The 12544-nt window shown below is 35.9% G+C and carries 17 protein-coding genes; 5 read left to right on the top strand and 12 right to left on the bottom strand.

Going from position 1 to position 12544, the window contains the following annotated elements:
- Positions 1 to 93: 93 nt before the first annotated feature.
- From ND811_RS09590 to ND811_RS09580, 3 genes are read right to left on the bottom strand one after another with little or no spacing between them, the layout of a single operon-like run.
- Positions 94 to 1023: a HipA domain-containing protein gene (locus ND811_RS09590; RefSeq protein WP_265351924.1), complete on the bottom strand. Its 930-nt coding sequence runs from the start codon at positions 1021 to 1023 to the stop codon at positions 94 to 96.
- On the bottom strand, positions 1020 to 1343 hold the full coding sequence (locus ND811_RS09585) for a HipA N-terminal domain-containing protein (RefSeq protein ID WP_265351925.1): 324 nt from the start codon (positions 1341 to 1343) through the stop codon (positions 1020 to 1022). Before ND811_RS09585 ends, ND811_RS09590 begins: the two co-directional genes overlap by 4 nt.
- Positions 1333 to 1557 (bottom strand): helix-turn-helix transcriptional regulator, encoded by a 225-nt coding sequence (locus ND811_RS09580; RefSeq protein WP_265351926.1) that lies wholly within the window; start codon positions 1555 to 1557, stop codon positions 1333 to 1335. The genes ND811_RS09585 and ND811_RS09580 overlap by 11 nt, the downstream gene beginning before the upstream one ends.
- A 240-nt stretch (positions 1558 to 1797) precedes the next feature.
- Between ND811_RS09580 and ND811_RS09575 the strand changes: the two genes are divergently transcribed.
- The 3 genes from ND811_RS09575 to ND811_RS09565 all read left to right on the top strand — a co-directional run bounded on the left by ND811_RS09575 (position 1798) and on the right by ND811_RS09565 (position 4452).
- Entirely contained in the window at positions 1798 to 2184 is a 387-nt protein-coding gene (locus ND811_RS09575) for a hypothetical protein (RefSeq protein ID WP_265351927.1), read from the top strand.
- Positions 2185 to 2664: 480 nt separating this feature from the next.
- Complete coding sequence (locus ND811_RS09570; protein WP_265351928.1) at positions 2665 to 3609, top strand: hypothetical protein; 945 nt, start codon at positions 2665 to 2667, stop codon at positions 3607 to 3609.
- A 306-nt stretch (positions 3610 to 3915) separates the two neighbouring features.
- On the top strand, positions 3916 to 4452 hold the full coding sequence (locus tag ND811_RS09565; protein ID WP_265351929.1) for a hypothetical protein: 537 nt from the start codon (positions 3916 to 3918) through the stop codon (positions 4450 to 4452).
- Here the strand turns inward: ND811_RS09565 and ND811_RS09560 are convergent.
- The 9 genes from ND811_RS09560 to ND811_RS09520 form a co-directional block, all read right to left on the bottom strand.
- The gene (locus ND811_RS09560) at positions 4442 to 4717 is read right to left on the bottom strand and encodes a hypothetical protein (RefSeq protein ID WP_265351930.1); all 276 of its coding nucleotides are present in this window, start codon (positions 4715 to 4717) and stop codon (positions 4442 to 4444) included. The two genes, ND811_RS09565 and ND811_RS09560, sit on opposite strands and share 11 nt — an antisense overlap.
- 144 nt (positions 4718 to 4861) lie before the next feature.
- Entirely contained in the window at positions 4862 to 6121 is a 1260-nt protein-coding gene (locus ND811_RS09555) for a type II toxin-antitoxin system HipA family toxin (RefSeq protein WP_265351931.1), read from the bottom strand.
- A complete protein-coding gene (locus ND811_RS09550; protein WP_265351932.1) occupies positions 6111 to 6443 on the bottom strand; it encodes a helix-turn-helix transcriptional regulator in 333 nt (110 codons plus the stop codon). Before ND811_RS09550 ends, ND811_RS09555 begins: the two co-directional genes overlap by 11 nt.
- A gap of 287 nt (positions 6444 to 6730) precedes the next feature.
- The gene (locus ND811_RS09545) at positions 6731 to 7324 is read right to left on the bottom strand and encodes a type IV toxin-antitoxin system AbiEi family antitoxin domain-containing protein (RefSeq protein ID WP_265351933.1); all 594 of its coding nucleotides are present in this window, start codon (positions 7322 to 7324) and stop codon (positions 6731 to 6733) included.
- Between the two features lie 91 nt (positions 7325 to 7415).
- Positions 7416 to 7943, bottom strand: a complete 528-nt coding sequence (locus ND811_RS09540) for a helix-turn-helix domain-containing protein (protein WP_265351934.1) — start codon at positions 7941 to 7943, stop codon at positions 7416 to 7418.
- 389 nt (positions 7944 to 8332) lie between these two features.
- Positions 8333 to 8791: a hypothetical protein gene (locus ND811_RS09535; protein ID WP_265351935.1), complete on the bottom strand. Its 459-nt coding sequence runs from the start codon at positions 8789 to 8791 to the stop codon at positions 8333 to 8335.
- 141 nt (positions 8792 to 8932) lie between these two features.
- Positions 8933 to 9556 (bottom strand): hypothetical protein, encoded by a 624-nt coding sequence (locus tag ND811_RS09530; protein WP_265351936.1) that lies wholly within the window; start codon positions 9554 to 9556, stop codon positions 8933 to 8935.
- A 191-nt stretch (positions 9557 to 9747) separates the two neighbouring features.
- On the bottom strand, positions 9748 to 10341 hold the full coding sequence (locus tag ND811_RS09525; RefSeq protein ID WP_265351937.1) for a hypothetical protein: 594 nt from the start codon (positions 10339 to 10341) through the stop codon (positions 9748 to 9750).
- Between the two features lie 54 nt (positions 10342 to 10395).
- Positions 10396 to 11049, bottom strand: a complete 654-nt coding sequence (locus ND811_RS09520) for a hypothetical protein (protein WP_265351938.1) — start codon at positions 11047 to 11049, stop codon at positions 10396 to 10398.
- A 210-nt stretch (positions 11050 to 11259) separates the two neighbouring features.
- Between ND811_RS09520 and ND811_RS09515 the strand changes: the two genes are divergently transcribed.
- Together ND811_RS09515 and ND811_RS09510 are read left to right on the top strand one after the other, a co-directional pair.
- Complete coding sequence (locus ND811_RS09515) at positions 11260 to 11529, top strand: hypothetical protein (RefSeq protein ID WP_265365525.1); 270 nt, start codon at positions 11260 to 11262, stop codon at positions 11527 to 11529.
- 245 nt (positions 11530 to 11774) lie between these two features.
- The gene (locus ND811_RS09510) at positions 11775 to 12197 is read left to right on the top strand and encodes a hypothetical protein (protein WP_265351940.1); all 423 of its coding nucleotides are present in this window, start codon (positions 11775 to 11777) and stop codon (positions 12195 to 12197) included.
- The last annotated feature ends 347 nt before the right edge of the window (positions 12198 to 12544 follow it).

Raw genomic sequence — 12544 nt, 5'->3', positions numbered from 1 at the left:
TAAAATTAGATTATGATTTGGATGAACGTTGATTTCTTTAGTGACAACGAATGAAGTGAGAGCAATATAAATTTCATTTGGATGCCTTAAATCCTACCAACCTAACCTTTTTGCTCTCTCCCTCATAAGTTTGCTATATTCTTTGGTATTCTTTTGCCAAAATGGATACTGTTTGATCTTTTCCAAAAGCAAAGGGACCTTGACCTGCATTTGTTTCAATGTTCTTTCAATCACTTCATCCGAAAGACGGATTGTACTCCCAAATGCTTTGATATCAGCTAGATTGATTTTATTCTTTTTCCCATTCAATGTGAGAGCGAGTTCTTCATTGTCTTGTATAAAGAATAGTTTTACTGCCAATAGATCATATGCCGGTGCCAATTTGACACGTCCTTCGAGATCAGTTTGAATGGAAAAGTTTTTCAAATGCATATCCGAGTTTCCTGTTAGAAAGGAAAAAATAACCATTTCGAAAAAACGAACTAAATCAATTCCGGGTGAAGTTGTATTTTGTTTGATCCAACGGCCAATCGATTCATAGGAGCCTTTGTATTTATCTTCCGTGAGTCTCTCTGTCAATTGGCAAAAATCTTCTTGGGCAAGTTTAATGCCACTCTCTCGATCAAATCTTTTTGTGATATAAGCTAGTTCACCCGACTTTAATCGAATCAAAGATGCGATCGCAACAGGAAAAGAAAATTCTTTTGCGAGTAACATTGTAAGATGTTCATTCTCTGGTAAATTGGCGTAATCGTCTGAGGGAGGTTTAAGAATGAATTCTCCTTTGAAACCAACAATTGTAAGCCTTGAAGTTTTAGGGTTCGTATTATCAATATCAAGGGAGATCTTTGACTGTGCGCCGGTAACAGTCATTCTGGATTCTAAATTTTTCTTTGCCAAATCACGTATCGATTTTATATCGATATCAATATCAGGAATTTGATTTTTCCCAAATAAAAGTTTACTACACTTTGGATGAAAATCATCTTCACTTTCTTTTGTACATAAAAGACAAAATTTCATCGACTTTGCCCTACGACACTGACTGCACCGATACAATCTTCACATACAGTTAATAGAATACCGAATCGATCTTTTTTGTTAAGTTTCCAGATATTTTGTGTGAGGCTGAGTAACCAACCTTCAGGTATCAATCCATCAAAAAACGGGAAAAGAGTTTTGGATTGATATGCTTCCTTTCGTTTAAGCAAAGTAAAGCTAATTGGAGGATAAGTTTCATTGTTTAGATAACTTGTATCGTATTGAAAAATATAACCGTTTTCATTCTCGAAGATCTCTCCCGCAAAAATCTCCCGAAAGAAAACTTTTCCCTTACGATTCATTTACATCGCCTTTCGGTATGGAACCTGGGATTAGCTTTGCACCAAATGCTTCTAGTACCTGGTTCACTTTGTCCATCCGTAGGGAGGGCTTCCCTTGTTCTAACTCCCTAATAAAGCGTAAACCAACGCCTGTCATGCGAGCCAAGTCTTCTTGGGTTAAAAAGTTTTTCTTTCTTTCCCCTTTGACAAAATCAGATAGATCACCTTGGGCCATGCATATACCTAATCGGGTATAAATTATAAAAAGTAAAGAAAAATATACCCGATCGGGACTATTATGGGCGTATATTGCAGAATTACACCCGAAAAGGTATAAAAACTTTCTACGGTAGATGCCCAATCATTCTGGGAAATTTTACATTTTTTGCATTCGATGTAAAAAAAATGCAAAAGGAGTTCTCCGATATTCGAAAATTTTATAAAATTTAGGTTAGAATTAAAAGGAGAACGATGAATGCAACAAACCATTACATCAAATTTAAATCCAAATTTACCAAATTCAGACAATGAGAACCACCTGAAGGCGCTGATGCATCTAACTCAGCTAAATAATCCTAGATACTTTCGACCGTATCCAAGTGTTTCAGAGGAAAAAGAAACAGCACTTCTTATGATATTGGTTGGATACAGTTATAGAAAGACTGCCGAGCAAATCCAAAAGAACCATACGATCATCACCCAATGGGCAAAGAATGATACAGAGTTTAAAAGGTTGCTTGTTGAAGTAAAACAAAAACGGCAGGCTTTTCTAAGAAGTCAGATCCTTCCAACTAAAGTCGAAGGAGTTAGTGAAACCACCTCTTCGCAAAATGAATTAGAACTGGTTGAAGCCACTCATTAGATCGGTTCCCCTTTTAGATTTTCTTCCATTTTTTAGGAAATCAATGTGACATGCATCAATTGCATCACATAATATGCGTTTGTGTAATCATGGGTTTCTCCGAGTAAATACTCGGAAGAACCCCGTAAATACGGAAATCCTTTAAACAAATTCTTCAATTGAATGCAACAAATGCAGCAAAATTGAATAGAATTAGATGTATTTATTATAATATACTGATTTACCAAAAAAATTTCCGCCCTTTCTTTGAACTTCACAATTTCGAATTCACAAATTTTTTTCCGTACAGCGAAAATACAAAAAATTACAAAAATATGCGATATCGGTTCTCCGATATCCGATTATTCGTTAGGATTTAGTCAAGGTTATCACTTGGCGTCCTAACAGCCTCCTTTTGAAAACCCCAGAAAGTGCGATGACCCAAAGTCCTTGTGATCTGTTGTCGGGCTTTCGAATTTTTGAAGAAGGAGAAAAAAGTATATGGCCAAGCTATGCCCAAATGATACAACCAAACAAAGGTTAAAGAATATTAACCTAAATAGAATCTGTGAAGCAAAATGGAAGAAACTTCAACTAGAATACGGCAATGAATCGATGAACATAAGAGATGTGAAACGAGTCACGAATAGAACAACCTGGAATTGCCTAAAAGAATACAATAAGAAGAACCAAGCGGTATATAGCAAACGTGGATACACTGGATATGTTTTCACCTTAACTAGAGGTGATAAAGAAGCCGACATGAAGGAATTAAAAGAGGCTCTTCGAAAAACACTAAAACGGATGAATTACGATATATACAAGAATCATATCAAAGGATTAGAACTACCAATCACGACCTTTGAAGGCAATGCAATCGACGGACAATACAACCCTCACCTCCACGGTTATGTATTCATTCCGAAAGGAGAAGTCAGAAACTTTAAAAGGAAATTAAAGGAAAATCTAGCGAATACATTATTCAATCTGCCAAGACTAAATGGCCCCAAAAGAAAGGCGAATAAACTATGGTTCGATAAAATAAAAGGAGATGGAGTCAAATACTTTGGATACTGCGGAAGAGAAGAATCACCAGAGCATGGCAAAGAATTGGATAAACTGGATTGGGATTTATCCTCCTTTGGATTTGTATCAGAACCAAATCACTATTTGAGCAAACGCATTATAAAAAGGATTTATCGAAGATTCCCTGAAACAGAAACCAATTCTGAATTATTCCATCGAGTCATTTGTATGTTGCACTGGATCCACAAACGTGGGTATTTGCAAGAATATCTAAGCGCTTTCATTCCTCCCTTCGAAACAATACCTTTTCCAAGGAAACTAAACGCAAAAAAGAAAAGACCCCATTATCACCATCCAAAGGATCCAAACCTAACGAGGATTCCTAATTCAAACAAGAGTTATCATGATAGAGTCGCATAGAACCAATGCAGCACCCCAAGAAATTCATTCCCTGCCAAGTGAATCCTACGTGCTGTTTTCGGTGCAAAATTCGACAAATTCGACAAATTCGACAGTAAACGAGGGTGTATTGTCGAATTTGTAGGACTTAAAGAGCGGATGATCAAAAAACTTTAAGTAGTTTTTGAACAGATACAAATTGAATTGAATCTCTAAAGGATTCATTATATTCTAAATGATATTCTGGAAAATCGTTTGAGTCCTATTCGAGTTTTAACTATTCTTTTTATCTTTATTCTCATACACTGTGAGAGTACAAATCGATATATGCGTAATAGAGTGAAGGATACGAGTGATGTTGTTACTCTAGGCATTGAAAAAAATAATTTTGGAGCAAATGTCTTCTTCTGGTGCATTGGAGGAGGATTAAAGAGTGATCGAAATACCAGAGGTGTTGGAATGAGAGATGGCCATTTCGGTTTTTATGAAGTATCAAATGGTAAGAATATAGATATTTTTCCAATGGTCCGAAAAGAATCACCAGCTAATCAAATGGGTATATCAAATATTTTGATTAATACCAGTGGCCATAGTCAAATTCATCCTTCTGAGAGAACCCTAAACAAAGACTACCAAGTTTTGAATATTTTAATGTTCGTACCGATCCCATCAATTCCTGATTCAAAACAATCTGTAGCAAAATGTGACTCTCCAGTGAAATTAGAAGCCTCGCTTGGGATTCATTATGGAATTAGATTTGGTTTTAATGTCACGGAACTTCTAGATTTACTCATCGGTTTTACAACTTTCGACCTTTTGAATGACGACGAAATTGAAATAAATTCTTTTAAATTTAGGAATTAAACTCTGAAATATATATTTCTATATTATTTTTAATACAAAGTTTCATTAAATCAAATGAGATGACTGGACCTCCTCCCGTTGCATTTGGTCGAGGTGAGAAGCTTATATCTGCTACCCAATCAAATTTTTTATCTAACGTGCCATCAACAGATTGAATCCAATCACTAAAGGCTTCGAAATTATTTGTTAAATCCCAATCATCTTTCATTAGGTGATGATAATTTTCTGTTTTTTCTTTATTTGTTTTTCTTATCCAAATTGGCAAATTAACTTTCCTTTCGATATGCTAGTAATATTTAATTTTGGGATCGCAAATAAGGAGGGTTAATACGTGAGTGATTTAACGCCTACTTTAAACTACTCATGAGTGTTTTAAAGTCAATTTTAAACTACTCATTTTTACTTTTTCCTACCCCTTTACACCTCCCATCGAATATGGATTCAAAAACTGTCGTTTCCAAAGAAGTTTTCTATCCACCTGGCTTAACTCGGCTTCGTCACAAACAGACTTCCATTTTTTCTCAATGGTATGGATTTGGTGTTTCACAATCTCCATGGCCTTGAGTTTCGAAAGTAGAAATTGATTACGAGCATTGAGACAAACCTCAATTCGACTCCTTCTGTCATCGCCAGAGATGAGCATGGCTTGGGATACTTCGTTACCAGAACGTGCTTGTGGACATATATCGTAGGCCGGTGTAAGCGTTAGTGAATTTCCATCCCAGAAGGCAGCATGATTTCTTGCATGGTCGTCGGTGTTGCCACAAAGGATGTTGAAGACTAGTCTTCGGAAGAGTTCTTCTAAGGTTTCTTTTGGACTTTGAAAGCGATGGCGAATGATTTCACAAAGAGTTTCGTAACTTGTGTATCGTGCCATCATCTCATCGAGACCAAAGAGTGTTAAGGCAGACACAACACGTTTTCTTCCCCAACCATGTTTCAATCGGACTCGATCAAATCGTTTGATGAGGAGCACATCTTTGTTTGCCGCTCGAACGAGTTTGACTGGAGCCACATCGATTCCCACAAGTTTTGCTAGTCGCATGGCAATGTACTCGGCCTTCACGACATGGTAATAATCATCTGTCGAAGAAAACTTTGCAACATACTTGGTCTCTTTTTCTTCCACAAGTGCCTTTGGCCTCGCACCTCCAATGGAAGTTCCATGCAGAAGTGCCATATCCAATTCACGACTGAGAGGAATCCCCTTCTCTACTTTTTCTGATGACCTCAGTAAGTCTTCTAAAGATACATTTGCATTCTGTCTTGGTTTGTAATCAGTTGGTGATTCTTGAAAATCGAGAGCACCAATTCGATCGGAACCGGATTCCAGTAGATATAACAATTCACTGAGATCATTAGTATCTTTCTCTTTTGCATTGGATCCAGAAATTTTATTGAGTATGACACGTCTTCCCCAAGCATCCGGTGAAGCATCTCGAATGGCATTTGGCATCTTATGTTGGGGAAGAAGAGGCAATCGTCCTTCTATCATTGGTAACTCTGGTTCATAGATGGAAAAGGTTTTGGAATTCTCTTTTGACTTCTCTAGATAACTTCGTCCATAGTTAAAATAATAAAATCCATTCTCTTCTTCGATCCTTCCACAGACGATTGGATCTACTTGCTCTTCTAACCAAATCCAAACATAGGCTTCTTTAGAAGTCATCTTTCACCTTCTTTGTTTTGTTACGAATTCGTTTAGGCAACAAAGTCAACTTGTCTGTTGTGTTCCGAATGGATTTGGAAAGGGATGGATTCTCTTCCAGAAAGATGGGAATGCCAAGTATCACGGCCGCTTCGAAAACCAAACCAATGGCCACTGTCATATCACCTTCCTCTATCTTTTGCAAAGTGGTTCGCGAAATTCCAATTCGATCTGCAAGCACTTGTTCCGACCATGCTCTTTCCTTTCTGGCAACTTGGATTTCTTTTCCCAGTAACAAAGATGCTTCCTTTGCCATTTTAGAATAGGTTCTCGTAATTTTCATAAACTCGATAAGGCCAATCTATTGGCCATTTTATTAGTCATTAAATAGTATTACGACCATTTTACTGGTCATTTTTGGAATTTCTACTCTTTTTGGTTTAGATTCTAAAGGCAAACTATGTTTCATTTTTCCTATCGAACAAACACTTTTTCTATTCTAATTTATCTTTTGTAATTTGTATAAAAAAATCTGGTGACCAAAAATCTAATACTTTTGCATTCGTTATAAATGGTTGGATGTCTGCTTTTGCTGGCGAAATCGAAATTGTTTTAAAGCATTCGATTAGCTTATGTATAATATTTCCTTAGCATTTTTGGGAACAATAAACATTGAGGTTGTTTATAAAATAAACTTATGTTTGTCACCTCACACTTATCTAGTCTCGATAACCACTCTTCCTCAATTCTTTTGTCTTCTACAAGGAAATCCTTTAGTTCATTTACTTCTTTTAACTTCGGATTTTTGTAAATCAAATCGAGGATTGCTTTTTCAGGAGTAGCAATTAAAAAGCCTTGTTCTCTTTCCTCTTTGCAAACAATTCCAAATGGATACGCAAACTTTGGAAGATAATAATAATAAAATTCGCCTATCGGTGTATGAAACTTCTTATTTTTATTTTTGTTGTAAGTTGCGGAAGTGATTCCCTTCACCCGTTCTGGAATCATGCCGTAATATGCAAGTGCCGATTCAAAAGATATATAAGATGGGCCATATAACACCGACGCAATACTTAACTTGGAATATGATTGATCATTTCTTTCGAGAAAAACTCCTCTCTTCAAATGAAATATTTCTTTTGACCGAATCATTTTGCTCAGTTTGGATTTTGGAGAAGCAAAAGACGCAAGTTCTTCCATTACAACCCTGTGTGTTTTATACATTTTGCCTCCTCCAGTAAGTTTACTTTATTATACTTACGGGAGATTGAAAAGAGTGAATCTTTCCTAGTATACAAAAAAACAATTCCCGCATTCATCCATCTCCAACAACACTAGTTAAAGAATTCACAATCCTTGCCAAATGTTTGGAAGAAGGTTTCTCTCCTTCAAATAAAATCCGTTCAACGGCCTTTCTTGTTGCTTCGGGAAATTTGTTTAACATTCCCTTGTACTGTTCCTTTGTACTAATCAATGAATTCTTCTTTAAAGGAGGAGGTGGATTGTCCAAGGCTGGTTGGGAGAAAGTCTCAACGCTGCGATGTGGTTCCCTAGAGGGCAACTCCGTATGATTCGTACTCTCATCCAAGGCAGACCCCAGACAAAGATAACGTCTACGGCCGTCAAATCCAGTTTGAATGACAAACCCCCGTTTTTTCAGCCTGGAAATCATGCGCGAAACAGTATCAGGTCGTATCCCAAGTAAGTTCGCAAAATGTTCGTTTGATGCAAAACACTTTCCATTCGATGTAAAACTTTCAATTTCTGAAAGGATTACCTTCTCAGATATGGAAAGGTCCTTCCTACTCTCGATACGAGCAGGGATCCAAATTCCTTGTCTCATGTTGTCCCTTCGATTTGCCTAGACACGCCTTCGGCCAAACCATTTAACATTCTTTTTGTGGCAGGGGATCAAGTTAGGTGAAGTGATCCGAGGTCTTTGCCTACCTCATCCGACAAATGCCTATTACCGGACAGTAAAACCTAAATCCAAAGGACGGATTTTGTCAATCACAATGAGACATAATTTCAGGAGTTTTTTGAGGAGGGAGAAAGGTCCCCCAGGAGGGCAAACTCGAGGGGGAATCGCGTCTTTTTGGATCTTCACCTAAGACAGTACAAGTGAAACATGGATTGGAAAAAGTACAAGAATTTTTTGCCAATTCTTAATGAAATTTAGAATCCTCGTTTTGTATAGACTAACCAAAATTCATCCAAATTCATTAAGGAATGTTAATTTTCTGATCTTATTTGCTCTACCCATCGATCAAAAACGTTATCCACTCTCAAGGTTTTATGGTTTGAAAAATGGAAACCATAATCTAACTTAGTTTCTGACTTTTTGAGTTTTGAAAAATAGGAAATCTTAATTTGGGTAGGAACCTCTCTATTATCAGCAATGAATAAATTCGATATTTCTTCCAAAAGATTCAAATTTTCATCTAATAATCCTGATATACGAAGTGAAGAGTTATCAACTTTTCTCTTTAACGCATGATTGACTTCGTGTAACTCGACTATCTTTCCATTAATCTTATAAAATGTTTGTGTATAAGAGACTTTTTGTTCCCTAGCTCCAAAAAAGTATATCGCATCTACTTCTTTGTCATTATAATCAACAAATTCGGAAGCGACCTGGAGAATTTTCTGACACAAGTCTTGAAATTTTTTATCAAAGTCTTTTGATGGCAATGGATAACCTCTTCATTTGCAATACTCTTTCTTTCAGCTTTCACAACTTCCGAGAACCGGTCAAGAAAAAGTCACTTGATACCCGTTTGTTGGTCAGTTGCGAAAGAATCTTTGTAAAAATAATCCCAATAAATCTTTGACTCATTCAATCTTTTTTAAGTAATATTCCATTATCTCAAAGTTTTTATCATTGCATATGAACTCTATTTTATCTTCACTTTGGCAAAATTCATTTGTAATCATTTTCGATTTTATTTTTGGTTTTTTATTGCTCGTATCAAATATATAAACATAATCAGAAACTTTTTTCTGATTGGATTCAAAGTCTATACTTCTAGAGTATTCTACTGAATTATTTGGAGAAACATTAATTGACTTAGTATAAAATTGTCCTTTATTATTTAGGTGGTATAATATACTAGATTCATTACTTAACATAAGCAGTATTATGCTTAAATGATATTTTCCATTTTCTTCTAGATAAGTGATCACTAGTTCGTCTTTACTTTCTCTTGAGTGATCTTCAAAATAAGGGGTTCTAAAAAAAACTTCTTTACGCAATACATTCCAATCCTTATCAAATTTGGTATGCACGTCAAAATTTTCCTTCTTTGAAGATTCAAATTTTCTATACCCTCCATCTGGAGTCTTCCTGATGTGAGAATCAGTCATTTTACGGCAATGAAATGCCAATATTAGGAAAATTAATATGTGAATAAATTTTGAATTCATTGCCAGCCTCGTTTCTCTTAATACTCCTTCCATAGTTTTGGGAGTCCATATGTCCTTCTTTGAAGCGAAGGTATCATATACAATGTATGTGGTCTTGATTTTTGATAAGTCATTGTAAATTTAGAAAAAATTAGAATATTTTCCAATTATCTTTCAATATAACCTCAACTGTTTTCTCATTTATTAAGTTTGCTAAAAGAAATAAGATTTCTGGCATATATTGCTTATCTTGCATTAAAATTTTCTTTAGCATATTCTTTTAATTCATTATATTGCCGATCATTCTGATCTTTCCAATAAATAAGAAGGTCGAAATCCGGCTCACCTGAGATGATCTCATTCTTATATAAGGCAATAAATAAACCCGAGTTCGCAGGGAAAAGTTTATCAAGGTGTTTATATTCGTTAGCACCAAAATTTCTATAGATATTATTCCTTCCTGGAAATTCTTCAGACCAATTATCAATGATTAGTTGACTATTTTTGATATTCCATTTACCCAATGTCCGAATGTTTGCATTCTTTATTGTAATTTCTTTTGCATAAATTTTACCATTTTCTGAAAATATCCAAACATTATTCGGTGGATCTGTAACAACCTTCCCTGGAAGAAATACTTCTAAAAATAGAAATTTTTCTTCAATACTGAGAGAATTTAGCCATTTTGCAAAACCCAAACTATCGAATCTTTCGTTTTCTTTGATTTTTAATTCAATGGCTTCTTTAGTAACTTTCGCTCTAGATTCAAAACAAGATGAATTGAAAATAGACATTACCATAAGTAAAAAAATATTCAAAAGCATCTTCATTTTATTCATCCAGATTTCTATTTATTATCATTCTCTACTTTGTCCCGATTATTTTTTCCCTTTTCAATACCTTCTATCCTCAACTGAAATAAAATCGACCTGACTCGAGATCGGCCCACAATAAAACAAACTTATGGTGGATAAGATGATATTCGATTCCAATAGATGTCGAAACGAGATCGATTTTTCCCTGATCTCATCTTCCGTGATGTTGATTTCTTGAATGTTTTTTTTCGAAATCTTAATGGAAGGGCAAACCACTTTGTCTTCCTTCAGAAACTGACATGTTTCTGAAGTGTAAGGAACTGTTGGATTTTTTGGATCATAAGGATCTTTAAATTGAAAGCCATGATAAATCTTTAAGTCACTTGTTTTACAGCGAAAGAATGATACATCACCATATCTAAGTTTTGTCATAGCATAATACTCTCCCACTTTTAAAGGAATCGCCATGGAAGGGTCCGAAGGCCGGAGATTCGCCATCTTTTTGATATGTTCTTGCGACGAACAATTGTAATCGCCATGACAACCACTTGGATCTTTAAAGACTTTTGTATCGACGACGACATAACCATCTCGGATGGAATTGTGCCATCGAAAGTATCCATAATTGGTATCAGTCATAACCTCTGCTTCCATTTCTTTTGAATTGGATGTGGAACAATGAAAATGAAACAGGATTAGGAGAGATAAGGAAATGAATAAGTAATTTTTCACTTGGTATCGTTTTTTTTGATCAAAAGAATTAAAATATTTGGTAAATCATCATTTGAATTGCACCAAACAAAGAATGATTAGGTGTCTTAATTCTTACCTCTTCTGAAATTCGATGGCAAGCCAAAAAACCACCTAACAAAATAGATTTCTCTAAAAATAAAGTTGATAAATAAACAAAAAGCGCGAAATATCATGCCTGGTAAGTATAACATGGAAATAGAGCATAATGGACTGGCAACAAAAGAAGAAATGGAAGCGATGAGACGACAGATGGAAGAGATGATGGAAGATCCAGACTTCTTCCCAGAAGATATTGAGGAAGAAGATCCGGATGAAGAGGACTCACTCCATATGCAACTCCTCATTGAACATTTGGATCGTCTCAAAAATGGAGAAAAGGCAAGTCTACAAGACATCATCGCAAGCGCACCCGAACCGATTGATCCAAATTCTTTTACAATAGGACTTTTAGAACTGTAATTGATGATTCAGCTTTCCAATGGAAAGCTACTCTCCCCTTTTTTTCGATATTTCGACTGATGCGGTATTTCATTCCCACTTGCTCACCACGCTCGTACCACCTAGTCCTCAGTGGGCTGCGGCTTTCGTTTGGTCGCCCCTTACCCTAATACACTAGTTAGCCGTTTCCGACTTTCTCCGAAAACAGACACGGAAGCACAATAAACTAAGTTGACCGATCTTGTAACAGATCGAATGGTGAGCGAATGAAAATAATAATACTAGTTTCTATGCTCTTTACTTTGAGTAATTGTTTTACTGGAGTAATGTATTTCCGCACAGACAAAATGACACCTATCGAACAGCAAGGAAGAATTCGCACAAGCAGATCAACCTTTCTAATGTCGATTGACGATCAAATGATGCCTATGGGTCAGGTACACAATTGGAGTCACTATAAAAATTTTCTCGTATCTCCTGGTGACTACAAACTTATGGTGCATTATTATAAAGTAGTTGGGCGATCTGTATCAAGCAGTAAGCAAGCTCTTCCGATCGGTATAAAGATCAACGCAGGAGAAACAATTTTTATCTGTGGTAGCACAACCAAAACTGGATGGTTCCCTCAGCCTTTACTGATTCCTAATGACGTCCCAGATTCTGAGCCTGATCCGTCTGGATGCAATTAATTTGAACTTTTAACCACACCACCGTTCCCAAAAATTGCTAGTCTCTGGAAACGATGGGATTTAATTTTCATATATTACAACTTTTTGATTATTCCAGGTTTATTGAAAGGTGATGACTTTCTTTAAAACTGGTTTGATCTCAAAGAAAGTTGCTATCGTTAAGAATTCTGATCACGATTTCTAAGATACTGACTAATTTCAAAATTATTTCAATGATTCTCATATTCGATTTCCCCCTTACTTTATATTAGTATTCGAAAAGGATTTTCGTTTAAAAAAACTCTCTGTTCATAGTGTATTAGTTCACTTAGGTTTTGGACAGAGGATTTCCCTTTCATCTAGTTAGT

It is taken from the genome of Leptospira soteropolitanensis (assembly GCF_026151655.1).
Classification (GTDB): Bacteria; Spirochaetota; Leptospiria; order Leptospirales; family Leptospiraceae; genus Leptospira_A; species Leptospira_A soteropolitanensis.
Note: the sequence above shows the minus strand (reverse complement) of the source record. Positions and strands in the feature narration are given on the sequence as shown.

Bases quoted from the DNA above. Each gene is read 5' to 3' on its own strand.
- ND811_RS09590 (WP_265351924.1), bottom strand. From the start codon at position 1,023: ATGAAATTTTGTCTTTTATGTACAAAAGAAAGTGAAGATGATTTTCAT.
- ND811_RS09585 (WP_265351925.1), bottom strand. From the start codon at position 1,343: ATGAATCGTAAGGGAAAAGTTTTCTTTCGGGAGATTTTTGCGGGAGAG.
- ND811_RS09580 (WP_265351926.1), bottom strand. From the start codon at position 1,557: ATGGCCCAAGGTGATCTATCTGATTTTGTCAAAGGGGAAAGAAAGAAA.
- ND811_RS09575 (WP_265351927.1), top strand. From the start codon at position 1,798: ATGCAACAAACCATTACATCAAATTTAAATCCAAATTTACCAAATTCA.
- ND811_RS09570 (WP_265351928.1), top strand. From the start codon at position 2,665: ATGGCCAAGCTATGCCCAAATGATACAACCAAACAAAGGTTAAAGAAT.
- ND811_RS09565 (WP_265351929.1), top strand. From the start codon at position 3,916: ATGCGTAATAGAGTGAAGGATACGAGTGATGTTGTTACTCTAGGCATT.
- ND811_RS09555 (WP_265351931.1), bottom strand. From the start codon at position 6,121: ATGACTTCTAAAGAAGCCTATGTTTGGATTTGGTTAGAAGAGCAAGTA.
- ND811_RS09550 (WP_265351932.1), bottom strand. From the start codon at position 6,443: ATGAAAATTACGAGAACCTATTCTAAAATGGCAAAGGAAGCATCTTTG.
- ND811_RS09545 (WP_265351933.1), bottom strand. From the start codon at position 7,324: ATGTATAAAACACACAGGGTTGTAATGGAAGAACTTGCGTCTTTTGCT.
- ND811_RS09540 (WP_265351934.1), bottom strand. From the start codon at position 7,943: ATGAGACAAGGAATTTGGATCCCTGCTCGTATCGAGAGTAGGAAGGAC.
- ND811_RS09530 (WP_265351936.1), bottom strand. From the start codon at position 9,556: ATGGAAGGAGTATTAAGAGAAACGAGGCTGGCAATGAATTCAAAATTT.
- ND811_RS09525 (WP_265351937.1), bottom strand. From the start codon at position 10,341: ATGAATAAAATGAAGATGCTTTTGAATATTTTTTTACTTATGGTAATG.
- ND811_RS09515 (WP_265365525.1), top strand. From the start codon at position 11,260: ATGGAAATAGAGCATAATGGACTGGCAACAAAAGAAGAAATGGAAGCG.
- ND811_RS09510 (WP_265351940.1), top strand. From the start codon at position 11,775: ATGAAAATAATAATACTAGTTTCTATGCTCTTTACTTTGAGTAATTGT.